The following is a 19664-nucleotide window of genomic DNA, read 5'->3' as shown; positions in this document are numbered from 1 at the left end:
CGAATCCTCTCTCCCCGACCAGTTCTTTTCCCCTGCGTTTGTTTGATGTCGCGCTATGCGCGACGGGGGGCCGGAGGTTCGAATCCTCTCTCCCCGACCAGTTCTTTTCCCCTGCGTTTGTTTGATGTCGCGCTGTGCGCGACGGGGGGCCGGAGGTTCGAATCCTCTCTCCCCAACCAGTTCTTTTCCCCTGCATTCGCTTGATATCGCGCTGTGCGCGGCATGCATCGCACGATGCACAGGGCAACGCGCGATGCACGGTTACGGTCTACCGCTGTGCAACCGATCAAGACCGGCGCACGACCACGATATGAAAACTGCCGGGGATCATTGCCGGGCGGCCTGCGGGCGTGGCAGGCGGGCCAAACTTTGCTGTGGGCAGGTACAGCGTGCCAGTGACCGGGTCGATCGCCCCGGTTCGCGCGCCGGGCTCGGTCTTTACCGTTCCGACATGCGTGACACTTGCGCCCGACAGCGACAGGATGTCGAGCACGCCATCGCGTCCGCATGGAATGAAGGCCAGCCCGCGTGGCGCATCCAGAATGACCGCATCCGGCCCGATCCCGATATCGATCAGCGCGGCCAGCGCGCGTTTACCCACATCGACGATCGCCGCCTTGCCATTGGCGCAGGCCGAAATCAGGCGGTTGCCCGGCTTGTCATAGGCGAGTCCCGATGGCGACGTGCAGCCCGGCAGGGCGATCGGCTTGCCCGCAACCCCGGCCGCCACATCGACGGTTTCGATCTCGTTGGCATCTTCGTTGTTGATGTACAGCATACCGTCTGCGGCAAACGCGGCATATTCCAGCGCGGGCTTTACCGTGATGGTCCTGGTTACGGTGGCCGTCGTCAGATCGATGACCGAGACGGTGCCACTGGCCGCGTTCATGACATAGGCATGGGTTTTGGCGTCATCCAGGATGGCGGCATCGGGTTTCTTGCCAACCGCGATGCTGGCGGTCTGGGTGCCGGTGGCCAGGTCGAACAGCCGCACGGTGCCATCGGTGCCGCTGGTCACCAGCAACTTGCCGCCGGGCAGTGGTACGACTTCATGTCCGCGTTGCACCGGTCCCATTGACGACACTGCGCCGCTGGCCACATCGATGACAGTGACGGAATTGCCACGTGCAACGAACACGCGTTTTCCGGCATCATCAGCCTGAGCATAATCCCACGATCCATCGGGCGCGGCAATCGACGTGGTCACCGAATAGGCAGGGGCAGTTGCGGCACATGCGCCAAGCGGCATGGCAGCGGCGGCAAACAGGGCAGGAAGCATATGATGGCGCATTGCGGGTCTCCATGATGGCGACCCCGTTCTGGTCTGGCGACTGGCGCTTGTCACGTTGGGGATTGGCAATCCGCGGGATCGCAAAGGGGACTTGCGGTCAGCCTGCCGACGCGGGCATTGCCGGAAAGGTCAGCCGGATGCGCAGACCCGGCTGATTGTCGAGCACGTCGAGCTGCACCTGATGCAGCTGCGCGATCGCGGCGGCCATCGCCATGCCAAGGCCGGCGCCCGGCAACGTGCGGCTGCGGTCAAGACGGTAAAACCGGGTCAGCACATTGGCCCGCTCATCGGCGGGAATGCCCGGCCCATCGTCGCTGATGGTGGCCACGATCCTGCCATCGATGTGTTCAATCCGGCTGATGATATGCGTGCCCGCTGGCGTGTGCCGGATGGCATTGTCAATCAGGTTGACCAGCATCTGGGTCAGCAATTCGGCATCACCCGTCACCTCCACGCCCGCCGCATGGTCGCACGACAGTGTTTTGCCCTTATCCTCGGCCACCGGCTGGTGAGCGGCGACCACACGGTCTGCCAGTTCGGTCAGTTCGACAGTGGTGAAATACTGCCGGCCATCGCCGCCCTCCAGCGTGCCAATGCGCAACAATGCGCGGAAAATTCCCAGAATTTCATCGGTTTGTGCAATGGCGTTGGCGATGCCTGCGCCGTAATCCTGCGCCGGGCCATGCTCTCGCATGGTTTCAAGCTGCTGGCGAAGCCGGGTCAACGGCGTGCGCAGATCATGCGCGATGTCGGTGGTGACCTGGCGCAAGCCGTTCAACAGCGCCCCGATCTGATCCAGCATCGCATTGAGATTGGACGACAACAGATTGAATTCAGGACTGATGCCGATCATCGGCAAACGTTCCGCCACATTGCCTGCCCTGACCCGCCCGATCGCGGCATTGACTCGATCGAGCCGCCGCATAAACAGACCACCGGCGAGATAGCCCCCCGCCAGCGCGAACACGGTGATGCCGATGCCCGCCAGAATGGTGAACCGGTCAAGCCGGCTGCGCAGGTCGTCGATGTCATAAGTGTCGGTCGCCACCACCAGCACGCTGCCATCCGCCAACCGCACACCCAGGCTTTTGAACATTTCCGACCTTGCCCCGGGCCCGGTGCGATCTTCAGGGACCACGGCTGAGCCCCAGCCCAGCCTGACCGGGCTGGACCCAAAATCGTTGACCAGCATCTGCCCGGCGTGGTCGATCAGCCGATATTGAAACGCATCATCGCCGCCGGCGCGCCGGTGCAGGTCAATCGCACGCAGCAGACCATTGCGCCCATGTTCGCGATCTTCGGCCTGCAAGATGGCGGCTTCGCTGGTCAGGCCGCCTTCGGTGGCTTCTTCGGCGTAGTGCGAAACAGAGCGTTCGACCACCAACAGCAGCAGCGTGGCGCTGGCGGCAAACGCCATCGCCAGCAGCAGGGCAAAGCGGAACGCCCCACTGCGGAAACCGTTAAGCCAGTATCTGTCAGGAATGGGCATCGAAGCGATAGCCCAGCCCGCGCACGGTGTGGATCAGGTCAAAGTCAAAACCGCGGTCGATCTTTGATCGCAGCCGGCTCATATTGCTTTCGATCACATTGGTCTGCGGGTCGAAATGAAACGACCAGACATGTTCGTGCAACATGGACCGGGTCACGATCTCTCCGGCATGACGCATCAGATATTCCAGCAGCTTGAACTCCTGCGGCTGCAGATCGATCGCTTGACCGGCGCGGCTGACCCCACGGGTGATCAGGTCGACCTCCAGATCTGCGACACGCAAAATGGTCACCACATCGTCGGTCGGCTGCCGGCGCAACAGCGCATTGACCCGTGCGATCAGCTCAATGGCGGCAAACGGCTTGACCAGATAATCATCAGCGCCCGCGTCCAGCCCTTCGACCCGGTCATGCACGCCATCGATCGCAGTCAGGAACAGCGCCGGCACGCGAATGCCCGCGCCACGCAGATGTTTGAGCACGCCAAGCCCATCAATGCCGGGCACCATGCGATCAAGTATCAACACCGCATGGTCGCCGGCCAAACCCAGCCGGATAGCGTCGTGGCCATTGGTGCACGCCTCGACCGTGTGCCCGGCGCCGACCAGCGCACGTTCCAGATAGTCTCTGGTTGCAACATCGTCTTCGAGCAGCAGCACTTTCAAAAACGGCACCTTCGGCAATCGTTGCGTTTGCCAGACATAACCCACTGGCCGGCACCCCGCACAAGTTGGAAATAACCAACATCGGGTTCACCCCGCACCCATACGACACGCCCTAGCGCCGTTACAGGCATTTTGCCGAACGGAGAATGTGCTCATGAAAACCAAATTTGTCGGACTGGCCCTGCTGTCAGCCATCGTCGTGACCGCACCCGCCATGGCCGGCACAGCCAAAGCCATGAAGGGCGCGGAACTTGCGCCCATGGCAAAGATCACGCTGTCGGTTGCCCGTGCCACCGCGCTCAAAGCGCACCCCGGCAAAATCACCGACCAGGAACTGGAAAAAGAAGCGGGCGGCACCGGCCTGCGCTATTCGTTCGACATCAGGAGTGGGGGCAAAACCTATGAAGTCGGCGTCGATGCGAGGACCGGCGCGGTGCTGGAAAACAAGCAGGAAGGCAAAAACCCCGACTGACCTGCAAACACGCGCCGGTGTTCGCCCATGCGAACACCGGCGCAGCCTGCCCGATCATTGCGTCAAAAATCGAACCGCAGCGATGCCGATGCGCTGCGGCCGTTGATCGCGCGGGCATAGGCCAGGCCGTTGGCGGGTACCGTGCTTTGCGACACTTCATAGATGCCCGTGGCATTGAATGCGTTACGCACATTCAGCGTGATCGCCACGCGCGGCCACGGGCGTACTTGCGCGAAAGCATCCACGGTGGTGAAGCCCGGCATCACCAGCAGATTGGTATCCTGGGCATAGCTTTTGGTGATCGACACCACGCTGGCACCCACTGACCACACACGGAAATTGACTGCCGGCGTCAGCGTGAAATTCCACGCCGGCTGGTGCCGCGGCTGGTTGCCATTCAGCGTGGGATCAAGGAAATCCTGCACGATCTTTGCGGTGGTATAGGTCGCGCCGGCCATCACATCGAACACGCCCTTGTGATAGCCCGCTTCCAGTTCGACGCCTTTTGCGCTGTACGACCGGTTGGTGCGCGTCGCCGATCCGTTCAGCACGTTGTGATCGTTGGCGGTGGCCTTAAACGCGGTGGCATTCACTGTCAGGCCGTCCCTGCGGAATTTGAACCCGCCTTCCAGCTGGCGCACTTCGTCGTATTTATCGTGAGAGCTGGCCACGCTGCCATCGATCGTGCTGACCACCGGGGTAAACAGGATCTTGTCGGCATTGGCGCGCGCGCCGCGGCTATAGCGCGCAAATACCGACACCACTTCGGCAATGCGGTAATTGGCGCCGCCCGAATAGCTGACATAGCCATAGTCGTAATGCACCGGCGCGGGCTGGGTCAGTGGCAGCACGGCGACACGCGTTTCAGCCTTTGAAATCACGCCATCGCCGTTGATGTCATAGGATTCCAGCCCGATCCGCCCCGCCCCCAGATCGGCGCCAAACAGATTGCCGCGCACCCGCCCGCTGTCATAGCGCAACGAACCGCCCACCGCCAATTTGCCGATATGGTAATTGACCGAACCATAGGGCGCGGTGACATCGTATTGCACATCGAAAATGCGGCGGAAATTGCTGCCATTGCGGCTGAACGCGTAATAGCCGTTCAGCGTCTGCGCGACACCGGCGGCGTTGAACACGTTGACCATCGACGCCCGCGCCCCGCCCGCGATATCCACATCCATCGACGTGTGCAGCCATTGCGTGTGCAGCGTCTGAAACGCGGTGTACAATCCGGCAGTCACCGTCAGGTCGCCCTGCCCCACTTTCCACACCCGGTTGGCGCGCAGGTCGTTGGTAAAATTGTTCAGGCTGGGCGCGCGGGTCTGTGACACATAGATCTGCGCCAGCAAGCCGTTGCCATTGGCATCGACCGGCACCAGCTGGCCCACATTGGGCCCGGTGGCATAGCGCGCCGTGGCCCCCGCCCCGCCCTGTGCCGTGGTCAACCCGGCCACGGTGTTCAGGCTGGTGATGAAGGGCCGGCTGAAATCGCCGGAATTGGCCGAATAGCGCATACGGTCGCTGATCGTCCAGCCGCCGACATCAAACTGCGCCTCCAGCCCCACGGCCTTTGACACAGCGTGCTGGCCCTGTTCGATCGGATAAGCAGCCGGCAGGTTGTTACCATCGAGCGTCACGATCGGGCCCAGATTGCCCGACACCAGCGAATCCTGGCGAATGTCGAACCCGGCGAAATTGGCATAGACCGGATTGGTGTTCGTCCCGGTCAGGCTGACCGGCAGGGGTGCGAACGTGGGTGACCGGTCGTCGAGGTATTTCCCGTAAAGCCGGATATAGCCATTGGCGAATTGCCGCGTCAGGTTGAATTTGAACTGGCCGCCGTGCCACCCGTCGAACCCGACATGGCGCGGGCCTTCGCCCGACCGGTAAAAACCACCGAAGTGAAACCGCATATCCTTGCCCAGCGCGCCGCCGTAATCAAAATCAACGCGCTTGTCGGCATAGTCCAGCCCGGCAGTGGTCTGGATCGCCCCGCCGGTGGTTTCACCGGTCTTTGACAGCAGGTTGATTTCGCCGCCGGGCGAATCCGATGCAAAGGTGGAAGCGGAACCACCGCGGATCGATTCAATCTGGGCGATGTTGAAATCATTGCGCAAATAGACATCGGCGGCGACGTTGAAAATATCGTCGAATTCCAGAACCGGCAGGCCGTCTTCTTCGATCTGCATATATTTCGATCCGCCGGCGGCCAGCGGCAATCCGCGCACGGTGATGTTGGCGTTGCCTTCACCAATCGCGGATTCCACGCGCAGGCCGGGCATCGTCCGCAACACATCGGCCAACGGGCGCGGGCCGAACTTGTCATAGCTGCTGGCTTTGAGCGAACTGGTCGAGGTGGCGCTGTCAAGCCGGTCGCGGCCCTTGGCCACCCCGGTTGAAAACACTTCGCGGTTGGGATCATTGGTGGATGGCGCATTCGCTGCGGCGGCCGGCTGCGGGGTGTCGGCATCCGGCGCATCGGCCGCGCAGGCCCAGGTGGGCACCCAGCATGCCGAAGACAACAGGGCAAGCGCAGCAAGTCGGGCAGTCGATGTCATGGCAGCTCCTCATCGGGGCGCGCACCATGCAGGCGGGCGCTCTTTCAGCACACCGCCTAGCCGAACAGCAATTTTAACCATGTTAGCCGGGATACCTGTATTCGCGCTTATCCTTTACGAAAGGTATGCGCAGGGCCCGGCCGAATGGCAGGAGTCAATGGACCATCAGGCCGATCGCCAGCGTGAACCCGCCCAGCCCCAGCGACAGCCGCCAGCGCAGTGCCATCCAGCCGGCGGGGCCAAAGCCGATTGCGCGATCGACCAGCGGCGATGCAGCGATCAACACGCCCAGCACAATCAGTTCCGGCCCGGGCCAGGTTTCACCCACCATCCACGGAAACCACAGCGCCAGCGCGATCAGGCTGGGCAGCACCGCCACTGCAAATATCCAGCGCGGGGTGCGCGGCGCGGCCAGCCCCAGCCCCCACCATACCCCGCCCACAAAACTGAAAATCAGCGCGGCATAGCCAAACGCAAGCGCCTCTGCACTCCACCCCGCCGGGCCGCCCTTGAGCACCGCCATAAACGCCAGCACCTGTGGCAGGATGCCGGCATAACCAAGCAGACGGGCGTTGTCGGAAAGTTTGTCCATGCCCGTCGTTAGCCGGTCCGTGCCTGACGGTCCCCCTGCCCGCACGGGCAATTCAGGGGTTGGGTGCCGGCGGGGGTGCATCCATCACGATCGGCGATGGCATTGCCCGCATCGCTTGTTCGGCCGCCGGGCTTGCACCGATCACCTGCATCGCATGCGCCACATCGTCGCGGTAGGCGTCCATCATGACCGCCATCAATTGCGGCATGACATGGCCAAAATGCTGTAACGGCGGCGACATTGCCAGCGCCCGGAACTGGGCAATTTCGGCGGGGCGCAGACCGGCCAGCACGTTGGCGCCCAGTTGGGACACGGCCACCGGTTTGCCCTGATCGCCGCAGCCGGGCACCGCCGGAACGATGGTTTGCGACATATTGGCCAGCGCTTCCTTGCGCATCCGGCGGAACGGGGCCGAAGAAAAGGCCTTTGCCAGACTGCGCAGGTCATTGGCACTCAACACGGTCTGCGCTTTATCGGCAACGCGGCCCTCAACCCTGTCGAACCCGTCGAAAAACGTGTTCAGGTACAGTTCCAGCTTTGGCCGGGCGGCGTCGATCCGGGACTGTTCTACTAGCCCGCGATTGACGCAGCGTTGCAATTTATCGTGCAGCGCAAGGCGAGAAAAAGCGGTTGTGCTATCGCGGTCCAGCCACGCGTGGGCAAATGCCTGTGCGGGCGACGCGGCCGGCTCCGCCGCTTGGCCGGTGGACGACAGCATCAGCGCAGCCGCAGCAAACAGATATCGCATCCGGCAATTCCCCCCTTGATCCCACTGTCGGCATGGTGACCAATCATCCCCCGCGTAGCAATTGCACGCCCCAATCGCGTTCAAACAAATACAGCAAAGTCCGCGCCGCTTCGCCGCGTTCGCTGTCCAGCCCGCCGTCGCGTTCCATCAACAGCCGCGCATCGTCATGCGCGAGCGGCAACAGCCGGGCGATCTGGTCAAAATCCGCGACGCGAAACGGCGTGTCGCCCGATTGCCGCGTGCCCAGCAATTCGCCGCCGCCGCGCAGCCGCAGGTCTTCTTCGGCCAGGCGAAAACCGTCCTGGGTTTCGCGCATCAGCGCCAGCCGTTCGCGCCCGACCTCTGACAGGGCATCCCCGCGCAGCAGCAGGCAGGTCGATTTGCCGGTGCCGCGCCCGACCCGCCCGCGCAACTGGTGCAATTGCGCCAGGCCAAAGCGTTCGGCCTGTTCGATCACCATCAGCGTGGCGTTGGGCACATCCACGCCGACCTCGATCACCGTGGTCGCCACCAGCAGCCCGGCATCGCCGCGCGCAAAGCGTTCCATCGCCGCATCCTTGGCGTCGCTCCGCAATTGTCCGTGCACCAGTTCCACCCCGCCGCCAAAGCGTTCGCACAGCAATGCATGGCGCGCCTCGGCCGCGGCAATATCGGCGGTTTCCTGTTCGCGCACCATCGGGCACACCCAATAGGCCTGGCCACCGGCCGCCAGATGCCGACCGACGCCCGCGATCACTTCGTCCAGCCGGTCGGTGGATACCACGCGGGTGTCGATCGGCTGGCGCCCCGGCGGCATTTCATCCAGCCGTGACACATCCATTTCGCCATATTGCGCCAGCGTCAGCGTGCGCGGGATCGGCGTTGCGGTCATCGCCAGGCAATGCGCCACCGTGCGCGCCTTTTGCGTCAGCATCAGCCGCTGCCCTACGCCAAACCGGTGCTGTTCATCGATCACCACCAGCGCCAGATGTTTGTAGGCCACCGTGTCCTGAAATATCGCGTGGGTGCCGACCAGGATCTGGATCGACCCATCCAGCAGCCCCATCAGCGTGGCTTCGCGCGCCCGACCCTTGTCGCGCCCGGTCAGCAGCGCCACGGTCACCCCGGTGCCGGCCAGCATCCGCGTCAGCGTTTCGGCATGCTGGCGCGCCAGTATTTCGGTCGGCGCCAGCATCGCCGCCTGTGCGCCGGTTTCCACCGCAATCAGCATCGCGTGCAGCGCCACCGCGGTTTTGCCCGATCCGACATCGCCCTGCAGCAGCCGCAGCATGGGCGCGCCCTGTGCCATGTCGCCTTCGATTTCAGCGATGGAACGCGTCTGCGCGCCGGTCAGTGCAAAGGGCAGATTGAGCGCCGCGCGCAGATGCCCATCGCCATGCAGCGGTACCCCTCGCCGGTTGCGGTTGCTCGCGCGCACCAGCATCAGCGCCAGGCTGTTGGCCAGCAATTCGTCATAGGCCAGCCGGTCGCGCACCGCCGCATCGCTGCCCTTGTGCGCGGCCAGCAGCGCATCGCGCCAGGCCGGCCAGCCCTTTTGCGCCAGCAGCCCGGGTTCGATCCATTCGGGCAGGGCAGGCAGATGCGCCAGCGCCTGCGCCACCAGCGCGGCAATCCGCCCCTGGGTCAGCCCTTCGGACAGGGGATAAACCGGTTCCGCCAGTTGCCCCGCCAGCGCGCTGCTGTCTTCGGCAATATGATCAGGATGCGCGATCTGGCGGACCTGACCAAACTGGTCCAGCCGGCCGGCGATCCAGCGCCGCTCGCCCGAAGGCAACAGTTTTCGAGCGGTATAGGACGCGCGGCCAAACCAGATCAGCGCGACCACATCGCCGGCGTCATCCTCCACCAGCACGCGATAGGGGCCACGGCCGGAACTGGCGCGGTGTTCGCGCACCGTCACCCCGATAACGATGTTTTCGCCCACCGCGGCATCATCAAACCGTGCAACCACACGCCGCGACACAAACCGGTCGGGCAGATGATAGGCCAGATCGCGGATGCGCGTTAGCCCCAGTCGCTCCAGCGGGCGCGCCAGTCCGGGGCCAACGCCTTTCAGCCCGGCGGTTTCGGCAAACAGGGGGTTCAACAGATCGGGGCGCATTGCCATGGGGCCATATCGCGCATGCTGGCACAATGCCAACAGCACGGGCGAATTTACGCGCCGCAATCCCCGCCGATTTGATCCATCGCATGGACGCCGGCGCCGGCAACGTCAGAAATGGTGCCCGCAAACCTGCAATGGCGATGGAAAGGGAGACCGCACCATGCTGATACCCCATGGAACACTTGTCGTGCTGGCCGACAGCCACGATTGGCGCCTGCTGCGCAATGCCGGGACCGAGGCGGTGCCGGTGCTGACCAAAGTACCCCTGCCCGCGCTGAACGAACCGCACCACGCCAGCGGCCATGCCGGGCAACGCCTGGCCGAGGCGAGCCATGCCGCCGCAATTGGCGAGTGGCTGCACCATCAGGTAACCGCGCTGCAGGTCGATCATCTGGTGCTGATCGCGCCGCCGCGCGTGCTGGGCGAATTGCGGCGGCACCTGCCTGCTGCGGTCGAACGTGTCGTTCGCAAGGAGCTGAGCAAGGATCTGATCGGCCGGCATGAAACCGAAATTGTTGCGGTGCTGCAGGGCGCCTGAACCGGCCATTGGGGCAAAGCCGCACGCCGCTCGCTTGCGGCGGCGCGGGCTTTGTCCTAGGCGGCGAGGATGGAAGATGCGCAACCCCGGCAACACCGCCTTCGCCGCCTGAAGTTCCGCGCGTGGCACCGTGGCACGCGCGAAGCCGACTATATGATCGGGTGTTTCTTTGATCGCCACCACGCCGCGTGGGACGATGCCGCCATCGCGTGGTTTGAACGGCTGGTCGACGAAGAAGACGTGGAAATCATGGCCTGGGCATTGGGCACCCTGCCCGTGCCGGCCGCCTATGCCGGGCCGCTGATGGACGCGATGGTCCGGCTCGATTACGTGGACATTCCGCGCTAGGCTGCGCGCGAATTTATTTCAGACAGACCATGCCCGATCTTTCCCGCATCCTTTCGGCCACCGCGCCGCTGACTTTGTCGCAAGTGGCGCGCGGCAGCCAGCCACTCGTGCTCGCCGATCTGGCGCGTGCGGCGCAGGCGCGTGCCGATGCCGGCCGGGTGGTGTTCATCGCCGCCGATGATGCGGCCATGCGCGCCGTATCCGAAACCGCCGCGTTCTTTGCGCCGGAACTGGATGTTGTGGAATTTCCGGCGTGGGATTGCTTGCCGTTTGACCGCGCATCGCCCGCACTGTCGGTCAGCGCGCGGCGGCTGGCGGCGCTGGCACGGCTGCAGAATGCGCGCACCGGGCCGCAGCTGGTGGTGACCACGGTGGCGGCGGTGCTGCAGCGCGCGCTGACCCCGTTCCGCATTCGCGAAGCCACCCGCGTGCTGAAGCCGGGCATGGAAATCAACCGCGATAGCCTGATCGGCCTGTTACAGCGGCTGGGCTACAACCGCACCGACACGGTGGTCGATGCCGGCGAATATGCATCGCGCGGCGGGGTGTTTGATCTGTTCCCCAGCGGGCTGGACCATGGTCTGCGGCTCGATTTCTTTGGCGACGAGATTGAAACGCTGCGGCTGTTCGATCCCAACACGCAACGATCGATCCAGCCGGTGGACAGCCACCTGCTGATCCCCGCCAGCGAAGCGCTGCTGGATGAGGCCAGCATCAAGCGTTTCCGTAGCCGTTACCGCGAAAAATTCGGCGCCAGTGCGACCGGCGATCCGCTGTACCAGGCGGTCAGCGACGGGCGGCGCCTGGCAGGGATGGAACACTGGCTGCCCTTGTTCGAAGACCGGATGGTCACGCTGTTCGACCATCTGGGCGCGCATGATCTGGTGCTGTTCGACGCAGGTGCGGCCAGCGCGGTGGAAACGCGGCTGTCGGACATTGCCGATTACCAGCAGGCACGCGTGGCGGCGGCGCAGGCGCAGGCCGGGCAATACCGCCCGCTCGACGCCGCTGCACTGTACCTCGATACCGCTGAATTTGAACGCGCCATGGCCGCGTGGCCGGTGCACCGCATGTCGATCTTTGCCGAACCCGACAGCGCACGCACACTGGATTTCGGTTTCACCAGCGCGCGCGATTTCACACCAGACCGCACCAGCGGCAGCAATGTCTATGAAGCGGCGGCCAAGCACCTGTCGGCGCTGGCCACGCGCGGGCGCAAACCGGTGCTGGCCGCCTATTCCACCGGATCGCGCGCGCGGCTGACCGGTTTGCTGAGCGATGCGGGCACTAACGCCAGCAAGGCGAAACCGGTGCTCGCCGAAACCTGGCAAGAGGCGCTGGGGCTGGCCGCGACCGGCAAGATTGCCGCGATCGTGCTGCCGATCGACCACGGTTTTGCCAGCGACGAACTCGAACTGATCACCGAACAGGATATCCTGGGTGACCGGCTGGTGCGCCGCAAACGCAAGCGCAAGGATGCCGACGCGTTCCTGGCCGAACTGTCGGCGCTCAACCCCGGCGATCTGGTCGTGCATATGGAGCACGGCATCGGACGTTACGAAGGGCTGGAACCGATCCGCGTGGGCGACAGCCCGCACGACTGTGTGCAACTGACCTATGCCGGCAACGATAAGCTGTATATTCCGGTCGAAAATCTGGATGTGTTGTCGCGCTATGGCAACGACAACGACAGTGTCGCGCTGGACCGGCTGGGCGGCGAAGCGTGGCAGCGGCGCAAGGCGCGGATGCGCGAACGCATTCTGGAAATGGCCGGGCAGCTGATGGCGACGGCCGCCCTGCGCGCGCTGCGTGAGGCGGATGTGATCGACGCCGATGATGCCAGCCTGGGGCCGTTTGTCGACCGGTTTCCGTGGACCGAAACCGAGGACCAGGAACGCGCGATCAGCGATGTGCTGGGCGATATGGCATCGGGCAAGCCGATGGACCGGCTGGTGTGCGGCGATGTCGGGTTTGGCAAGACCGAGGTGGCATTGCGCGCCGCGTTCGTGGCGGCCATGGCCGGGCGACAAGTGGCAGTCATCGCGCCCACCACGCTGCTGGCGCGCCAGCACTACACCTCGTTCACCGAACGGTTTGCCGGCTTTCCGCTCAACATCGGTCGGCTGTCGCGGCTGGTCGCGCCCAAGGAAGCCGCCGAAACCCGCGCCGGGCTTGCGCGCGGCACCATCGATGTGGTGATCGGCACGCATGCGCTGCTGTCCAAATCGATCGAATTTCACCACCTCGGCCTGGTGATTGTCGATGAAGAACAGCGGTTTGGCGTGGGGCACAAGGAAAAGCTGAAAGAGCTGAAGGCCGATGTCCACGTGCTGACGCTGACCGCAACGCCAATCCCGCGCACGTTGCAGATGGCGATGTCGGGCCTGCGCGAACTGTCCACCATTCAGACCCCGCCGGTCGACCGGCTGGCCGTGCGCACTTATGTCATGCCATGGGACGATGTGGTGATGCGTGAGGCGCTGATGCGCGAACACCAGCGCGGCGGGCAAAGTTTCATCGTCGTGCCGCGCATCGCCGACATGCCCGACGTGGAAGAATGGCTGCGGTTGAACGTGCCCGAAATCCGCGCCGTATCAGCGCACGGCCAGATGAGCCCGACCGAGGTCGAGGACCGCATGGCGGCGTTTTACGACAAACGCTATGAAGTGCTGCTGTCGACCACCATCGTTGAAAGCGGGATCGACATCCCCAGCGCCAACACCATCATCCTGCACCGTGCCGACCGCTTTGGCCTGGCGCAATTGTACCAGTTGCGCGGCCGGGTCGGGCGCGGCAAGCTGCGCGCCTATGCCTATCTGACTTATCCCGAAGACCAATCACTGGCGCCGATCGCGGAAAAGCGGCTGAAAGTGTTGAGCGATCTGGATTCGCTGGGCGCCGGGTTTCAGCTGGCCAGCCATGACCTGGATCTGCGCGGCGCGGGCAACCTGCTGGGCGATGAACAGTCGGGGCATATCAAGGAAGTCGGTTTCGAACTGTACCAGTCGATGCTGGAGGATGCGATTCTGGCCGCGAAAGCCGGCGATTTCGGCACGATCCGCGAACGCGGCGCGCTGAACCCGCAGATCACCGTCGATGCGCCGATCATGATCCCAGAGGACTACGTGCCCGACCTGGCCGTGCGCATGGCGCTGTACCGCCGCATGAACGATGCCGAAGGGCCCGACGCGGTAGAGGCACTGGCCGCTGAAATGATCGACCGGTTCGGCCCGCTGCCACCGTCCACGCAAAACCTGCTGCGGCTGATCGAGGTCAAGCGCCAGGCGATCATCGCCGGGATCAGCAAGATCGACGTGGGGGCAAAGGGCGCGCTGGTCAGTTTCCACGGCGATACGTTTGCCGATCCGATGGGCCTGATCGCCTATGTCGAACGGCTGGGCGGCGTCGCCAAACTGCGCCCCGACAGCAAGATGGTGATCCAGCGGTCGTGGACCACGCCAGAGGCGCGCCTGAACGGGCTGGTGCAATTGACGCGCGGCCTGTCGGCGATCGTGCGCAAGGCCGCGAAAAAGGCCGCCTAGGCGCTGCCGGCCCGCTCGCCCCCCGCAACGTAACGACGCTCGCCGGTGGCGGCGTTAAAGAACACCGTTACCGTCTTGCCGGTTTCCGGGTCGATAAATCGCTCCTCCGTGGCCTGCCAGCCCGCGCCCGGCGCACGATCGAGCAGCCGCTGGTAACGATAGCGTTCGAACACGACACCGATCAGCAGCAATCCGGTGGCGATGGTGGGCGCAACGCAAACCCGGCCCAGCATCCAGTCGGCGACCATGACCACGCCGAACACGAGCGCAGACAACACGATAACGATGGTCCGCAACATGGCCTATTCGACCGGGACAATCGTCGCCGCGGTGCCATAGGCGACAATCTCGCTCATCGTCTGGCCGATCTCGGACGAATCAAAGCGCATCATCACAATGGCATTGGCGCCCATCGCCTGGGCATTGGCCACCATCCGGTCCACCGCATGGCGCCGCGCCTCTTCCAGCAACGAAGTGTATTCCTTGATCTCCCCGCCGAAAATCGATCGCAAACCAGCGGCCAGATTGCCCGCCAGCCCCCGGCTGCGCACCACCACGCCAAAGCACTGTCCTTTGATCGCGGTCACCCGGTAACCCGGCACATTTTCAGTGGTCACAACCAGCATGGGCAACGGTCCTTTATCCAGGCCAACCCGGTGTAGCCGGGCGACGGTGAAAGACAGAGTACGTCAAGCGCAACCATGCAGCAACGGCCCATCCCATGGACTTCGCGTAGGATCTGGAAACCTGTGACCGATTGCGACGTATTATCAACCAGATGGTCAGGAAGTAACCATAAACACGATCAGCCTGGCGGATACCACAACGCATCCGAGCGAACTTGTCGATCGGGCTGAGGCGTTGGTGCAACTGACGCGTGGCCTGTCGGCAATCGTGCGCAAGGCGGTGAAGAACACGGCGCAAGATCGAGGTCCGGTAACAGGCCCGCTTATGCGGCCGACGCTTCGTCTTCGGCGCGGAGCCGCCGTGCGATGGACCAGCAGTAAAACACGATCGTGATCGGCAGCGCGAAGCTGCAAGCAAGTGCAGTTGCAATGCCGCCAGGGGCATGATCGCTGATCACCCCGATCAGAACCGGGCCAACGCTTGATCCGACAAGCACAGTCAGCGAAGCCAGGATTGCAATGACCATCGGACGGGTATCGTGATCCGCGCTATTTTGCGCCGCCGCATAAAACAGGGCGGTTCGTGCACCACTGGCAAACGATGCAATGGCCATCATCACCACCGCCAGCGGCAAGTTGGTGGTAAAACTGCCGATGATCCCGGCAGGAACCGCCATCAAAGATATCCAGCCCGCCACATCCATGGCAAAGCCCGCGCGACTGCGTCCGCGATGATGCACGATCTGACCGGCGGAAAGCGCGCCGGCCAGATTGCCGAACCCGACGACCACTCCGCTCAACAGGCCGATTGCAGCCGCGCCAAGGTGAAACTGCCGCGCGAAGAACGACGGCATCCACGAAAAGGAGCCATAAGCGACAATCGAGGTCAGCACGAAAACGATGGTGAGTTCGCGCATCAGCGGCCTGCGCCAGACCTGCAGAACCGTGCCCAGTCGCACCGGCTCTGCGCTTGGCAAGCGCGGTTCGGCAACCGTGGTCCACAAAACCAGCGCCAGCAGCAGCCCGGGCATGCCCAGCACGAAAAAAGCGCTTCGCCAGCCGGCCGACGCAATCAGCCAGCCGGTAATCCACGCACCGACTATCCCACCGAACGATTGCCCGGCAGTGATCCATCCGCTGGCGGCAGCACGTTCATGCACATCATAGCGCGAGGCAATCAGCGACAGCGACAGCGGCAAGCCCCCGGCCTCACCCATGCCGACCGCCGATCGTGCCACAAACAGGCTCCCAAATCCGCGCGCCAGGCCAGTCAGCGCGGTGGAGCAGCTCCAGAACACCATACAGGCCACCAGCAGGCTGCGGCGGTTGGCGCGCATCGCGATATAGCCGATTGGCAAGGCGGCAAGCCCGTAGAATACGCCGAAAGAAAGCCCGCCGAGCAGCCCCAGTTCACTGTCGCTAAAATGAAATTCGGCCTTTATCGCCGGCGTAGCGAGCGACAGAATACCCCGGTCTGCAGAGTTGATCATTGCGGCAAGCACCAGCATCACCAGCATCAGCCCGCGCCCGGCAGTGTGGTCCATATCGGCCGACCGGGCTTGTTTGCTTGTCATGCTCGTCTCCCAACGCGCGCAAGGCTTTGCATAACGGTCAGGTCTGGTGCAACCACCTTGTTTCGGCCATATCGGACCTGGCCCCGATCAGGATCGTGGCACCGGTGGCCCTGATTGCCCCGCCAGCGCGGCAAATTCCTCCGCCGATACCGGCCCCGACCGCAAAAAGCCCTGGAACAGGTCGCACCCCTCGGCGCGCAGGATGGCCAGTTGTTGTTCGTCCTCGATCCCTTCGGCGATCACTTTCAGATCGAGCGCGCGGGCCATGGCAATCATCGCCGCCACGATGGCCCGGTCACGCGGATCGACCGCGATGTCGCGCACCAGCGACCGGTCCAGCTTCAGCGTATCCAGCGGCAGCGCGCGCAACGCGCGAAAATTGGAATAGCCGGTGCCGAAATCATCCAGCGCAACGCGCACGCCATCCTCCGCCAGCGTCTGCAGCGCGCGGGCGCAGGCATCGAAATCACCGATCAGCGATTGTTCGGTGATTTCCAGCGTCAGCTGTCCGGCGGCGAACCCGGTCCGGTCCAGCAGCGCGCGGACATTGGCGGCCACATCACCCACCGCAAAATCCTCTGCCGTGATATTCAGCGACAGGCGCAAGGGCTGCGGCCATTGCGCCGCCAGCGTCAGTGCATGGGCCGCAATATGCTGCGACAACTGCGCCACGTGGTCACCGCGATCGGCCACCGCAAACAACGTTTCGGCAGCAATCCGCCCAAAGCGCGGGTGTTCCCAGCGTGCCAGCGCCTCTGCCCCGGCCAGCGCGCCGGTGCGGCAATCGAACTGCGGCTGAAACAGTACGGCAATCTCGTTGCGGTGCATCGCGCCCAGCAGGTCCGCCTCCAGCGCGGCGGTGCTGCCGCCGGGGATGGCATCGCCTTCATCGCCCCACATCACCCGCCAGCCGGGCAGGCGTTCCAGCGTAGCCGCCGCGCGCGCCAGCCGGTCAATCACCCCATCGCCATTGTCATGGTTTCGCGCATCCAGCAGCGCGATGCGCGGCACCACGTGCAGCGCATCGCCTTCGACCGTCAGCGTGCGGGCGATCACGCGCCCCAGCGCCTCTGCCAGGTATTGCCAGCGGTCACGGTCGCACTGTTCGCGCGACCCCAGCAGGAATTGCCCCCCCGCCAGCCGCGCGATCAGCGTATCCGCGCCAAACTGCGACCCGGCAAAATCGCGCAGGCGGTTGGCGACATCGACCAGCACCTGGTCACCCGCCGGCTTGCCATAGGCCAGGTTGACCGATTGCAGGCGCGGCAGGCTGATCAGCATCGTCCAGGCGCCGGTGCCAGCCACCGCGGCATCGATCCAGTCGCGCGCGGCATCGGACCCGGCAAGCCCGGTCAGATCATCGGATGGTTCGGCAAATGCGCGCTTGGTACCCTGCATCGCAGGGGCATAATCGATGTCGATGCGGAAATCATCATGGCATGACCAATAATCGTTGCACCACAATGGGGCGCTCCATAAACACGCGATGCATTGCCACTGTGCGCCACGGGCGGATTGGCCCATACCCGGGCACAGCACAGCCACGGCAGGCTTTGAGGGGACCATGTCCGATACCCATACCCGGCTCGCGCTGGTGGCATCGCCGACCGAGCGTGCGCAGGATGCCGAGGCCGAATTGCGCAAAAGCCGCGATTGGGTTGATCTTGACCAGGCTGACGTGGTGGTCGCGCTTGGCGGCGACGGCTTCATGCTGCAAATCCTGCACAACATGCTCGACAACGGTCGCATCAAACCGGTCTACGGCATCAACCTGGGCACAGTCGGATTCCTGATGAACCGCCTGAAATCCAGTCGTTCTCTGGACGAACGCGTGGCCCGTGCGCGCAGCATCGCGGTATCGCCGCTGTGGATGGAGGCGACCACCAATGCCGGCGAAGTGATGACATCGTGGGCAATCAACGAGGTGTCGCTGCTGCGCGAAACGCGCCAGACGGCCAAGCTGGAGGTGACGGTCAACGGCAAAGTGCGCATCCCGGAATTGAGCTGCGACGGTGTGCTGGTGGCGACCCCGGCGGGATCGACCGCCTATAACCTGTCGGCCAACGGCCCGATCCTGCCGCTGGGGTCAAACATGCTGGCGCTCACCCCGATCAGCCCGTTCCGCCCGCGGCGCTGGCGCGGCGCGATCCTGCCCGAAACTGCAGAGATCATGTTTCGCGCGCGGGAATCGATCAAACGCCCGGTGCTGGTCGTCGCCGATCAAAAGGAAGTGCGCGATGTGCGCGAAGTGCGCGTCCGCGCCTGGCCCGAACACCAGCTGACACTGCTGTTCGACAAGGGCCGCAGTCTGGACGAACGGATTTTCGCCGAACAGTTCATGGTATGATATTTTTGCAGGGAATCCATGATTTGGGCGCTTGCCAAACCGGAAACGCCTGTTATTTAGCCGCTCTGCCCCGGGCAACCGAGGCTGTTCCCTGATAGCTCAGCGGTAGAGCTCTCGACTGTTAATCGGGTGGTCGTAGGTTCGAATCCTACTCAGGGAGCCATTTTCTTGCTGAAGTCCGGGCATTTTCAATGCCTTGCTGCAAGATCGCCTGGATCATCCCCATACCGTTACCGGTAACCAGGCCGCACGGTCATGATCGTGCCCGATGGCGTCGCCGGTTTTTCCCACATTTTGGTAGCCGTGCAGGCACAATCGTTGGTTCGCCCGGCAAACCCGGGCGCCACGCGGATCGGCGTGACGCCCGTCCGGTTTCAGCCGAACAGACCCTTGGCCATGCCCAGCACATCGTTGATCGGATTGCCGTCGCCATCGCGGTCGAGCATGTTGAGCAGGCCGGCGGCCTGGGGATGGCTCTGGATCATCTCGTTCAACTGGCCAAGCCCGCCTTCACCGCCAAGCTGCGCGGCGATCTGGCCCAGTGTGCCGCTGTCGATGCCGGTCTGTGCAGCGGCGGTATCGACCGTGTCACCGGGCTGGCTGTGCGCACCGGCCAGCGCGCTGATCGCGGTCTGTGCCATTGCCGGGTCGATCCCGACTTTCGCAGCAATGCCAGCCACATCCAGATTTCCGCCCAGTTGGCCCAGAATTGAATCAAACATGCTCATGCCCGTTGTCCCCTGCTTGCACGCACGTTTTCCCCCGCGC

The 19664-nt window shown here is 63.8% G+C and carries 17 protein-coding genes and 2 tRNA genes (1 of these 19 running past the window's edge); 7 read left to right on the top strand and 12 right to left on the bottom strand.

Annotated elements, in window-relative coordinates; all coding sequences use genetic code 11:
- A tRNA-Pro gene (locus ABWP89_RS08850) sits at positions 1 to 21 on the top strand (it extends 156 nt beyond the left edge of the window).
- A gap of 265 nt (positions 22 to 286) precedes the next feature.
- Here ABWP89_RS08850 and ABWP89_RS08845 read toward each other — a convergent pair.
- The 3 genes from ABWP89_RS08845 to ABWP89_RS08835 form a co-directional block, all read right to left on the bottom strand.
- Entirely contained in the window at positions 287 to 1279 is a 993-nt protein-coding gene (locus ABWP89_RS08845; protein WP_353228702.1) for a YncE family protein, read from the bottom strand.
- A 109-nt stretch (positions 1280 to 1388) separates the two neighbouring features.
- Entirely contained in the window at positions 1389 to 2780 is a 1392-nt protein-coding gene (locus ABWP89_RS08840) for a sensor histidine kinase (RefSeq protein WP_353228700.1), read from the bottom strand.
- Positions 2767 to 3444: a winged helix-turn-helix domain-containing protein gene (locus ABWP89_RS08835; RefSeq protein ID WP_353228708.1), complete on the bottom strand. Its 678-nt coding sequence runs from the start codon at positions 3442 to 3444 to the stop codon at positions 2767 to 2769. Before ABWP89_RS08835 ends, ABWP89_RS08840 begins: the two co-directional genes overlap by 14 nt.
- A gap of 199 nt (positions 3445 to 3643) precedes the next feature.
- On the opposite strand from ABWP89_RS08835, the gene ABWP89_RS08830 reads away from it, so the two are divergent.
- Positions 3644 to 3916 (top strand): PepSY domain-containing protein, encoded by a 273-nt coding sequence (locus tag ABWP89_RS08830; protein ID WP_353228699.1) that lies wholly within the window; start codon positions 3644 to 3646, stop codon positions 3914 to 3916.
- 62 nt (positions 3917 to 3978) lie between these two features.
- On the opposite strand, the gene ABWP89_RS08825 is transcribed toward ABWP89_RS08830, so the two are convergent.
- The 4 genes from ABWP89_RS08825 to recG all read right to left on the bottom strand — a co-directional run bounded on the left by ABWP89_RS08825 (position 3979) and on the right by recG (position 9918).
- Entirely contained in the window at positions 3979 to 6477 is a 2499-nt protein-coding gene (locus tag ABWP89_RS08825) for a TonB-dependent receptor domain-containing protein (protein ID WP_353228698.1), read from the bottom strand.
- A 154-nt stretch (positions 6478 to 6631) separates the two neighbouring features.
- The gene (locus ABWP89_RS08820; protein ID WP_353228697.1) at positions 6632 to 7069 is read right to left on the bottom strand and encodes a DUF3429 domain-containing protein; all 438 of its coding nucleotides are present in this window, start codon (positions 7067 to 7069) and stop codon (positions 6632 to 6634) included.
- Between the two features lie 52 nt (positions 7070 to 7121).
- Positions 7122 to 7817: a hypothetical protein gene (locus ABWP89_RS08815; RefSeq protein WP_353228695.1), complete on the bottom strand. Its 696-nt coding sequence runs from the start codon at positions 7815 to 7817 to the stop codon at positions 7122 to 7124.
- A gap of 43 nt (positions 7818 to 7860) precedes the next feature.
- Entirely contained in the window at positions 7861 to 9918 is a 2058-nt protein-coding gene (gene recG, locus ABWP89_RS08810; RefSeq protein WP_353228707.1) for an ATP-dependent DNA helicase RecG, read from the bottom strand.
- Between the two features lie 163 nt (positions 9919 to 10081).
- Between recG and ABWP89_RS08805 the strand changes: the two genes are divergently transcribed.
- The 3 genes from ABWP89_RS08805 (at position 10082) to mfd (ending at position 14349) form a co-directional block, all read left to right on the top strand.
- Positions 10082 to 10459: a baeRF12 domain-containing protein gene (locus ABWP89_RS08805; protein WP_353228694.1), complete on the top strand. Its 378-nt coding sequence runs from the start codon at positions 10082 to 10084 to the stop codon at positions 10457 to 10459.
- A 69-nt stretch (positions 10460 to 10528) separates the two neighbouring features.
- Positions 10529 to 10807, top strand: coding sequence for an FAD assembly factor SdhE (locus tag ABWP89_RS08800; RefSeq protein ID WP_353228692.1), 279 nt, complete (start codon positions 10529 to 10531; stop codon positions 10805 to 10807).
- 29 nt (positions 10808 to 10836) lie between these two features.
- On the top strand, positions 10837 to 14349 hold the full coding sequence (mfd, locus tag ABWP89_RS08795) for a transcription-repair coupling factor (protein WP_353228691.1): 3513 nt from the start codon (positions 10837 to 10839) through the stop codon (positions 14347 to 14349).
- Here mfd and ABWP89_RS08790 read toward each other — a convergent pair.
- The 4 genes from ABWP89_RS08790 to ABWP89_RS08775 all read right to left on the bottom strand — a co-directional run bounded on the left by ABWP89_RS08790 (position 14346) and on the right by ABWP89_RS08775 (position 18013).
- Complete coding sequence (locus ABWP89_RS08790; RefSeq protein ID WP_353228689.1) at positions 14346 to 14648, bottom strand: hypothetical protein; 303 nt, start codon at positions 14646 to 14648, stop codon at positions 14346 to 14348. The two genes, mfd and ABWP89_RS08790, sit on opposite strands and share 4 nt — an antisense overlap.
- A 3-nt stretch (positions 14649 to 14651) precedes the next feature.
- Positions 14652 to 14975, bottom strand: coding sequence for a YbjQ family protein (locus tag ABWP89_RS08785; RefSeq protein ID WP_353228687.1), 324 nt, complete (start codon positions 14973 to 14975; stop codon positions 14652 to 14654).
- Positions 14976 to 15298: 323 nt separating this feature from the next.
- The gene (locus ABWP89_RS08780) at positions 15299 to 16549 is read right to left on the bottom strand and encodes an MFS transporter (protein ID WP_353228685.1); all 1251 of its coding nucleotides are present in this window, start codon (positions 16547 to 16549) and stop codon (positions 15299 to 15301) included.
- Between the two features lie 87 nt (positions 16550 to 16636).
- Entirely contained in the window at positions 16637 to 18013 is a 1377-nt protein-coding gene (locus ABWP89_RS08775) for an EAL domain-containing protein (protein ID WP_353228684.1), read from the bottom strand.
- A 100-nt stretch (positions 18014 to 18113) separates the two neighbouring features.
- On the opposite strand from ABWP89_RS08775, the gene ABWP89_RS08770 reads away from it, so the two are divergent.
- Positions 18114 to 18896: an NAD kinase gene (locus ABWP89_RS08770; protein WP_353228682.1), complete on the top strand. Its 783-nt coding sequence runs from the start codon at positions 18114 to 18116 to the stop codon at positions 18894 to 18896.
- A gap of 88 nt (positions 18897 to 18984) precedes the next feature.
- Positions 18985 to 19059, top strand: a tRNA-Asn gene (locus ABWP89_RS08765).
- Between the two features lie 211 nt (positions 19060 to 19270).
- Here ABWP89_RS08765 and ABWP89_RS08760 read toward each other — a convergent pair.
- A complete protein-coding gene (locus ABWP89_RS08760; RefSeq protein ID WP_353228681.1) occupies positions 19271 to 19624 on the bottom strand; it encodes a hypothetical protein in 354 nt (117 codons plus the stop codon).
- Positions 19625 to 19664: the final 40 nt, after the last annotated feature.

Origin of the sequence: Novosphingobium sp. (assembly GCF_040398825.1) — a bacterium.
Classification (GTDB): domain Bacteria; phylum Pseudomonadota; class Alphaproteobacteria; order Sphingomonadales; family Sphingomonadaceae; genus Novosphingobium.
The sequence above is the reverse complement of the archived record's forward strand: the minus strand, read 5'-3'. Positions and strand labels throughout refer to the sequence as shown.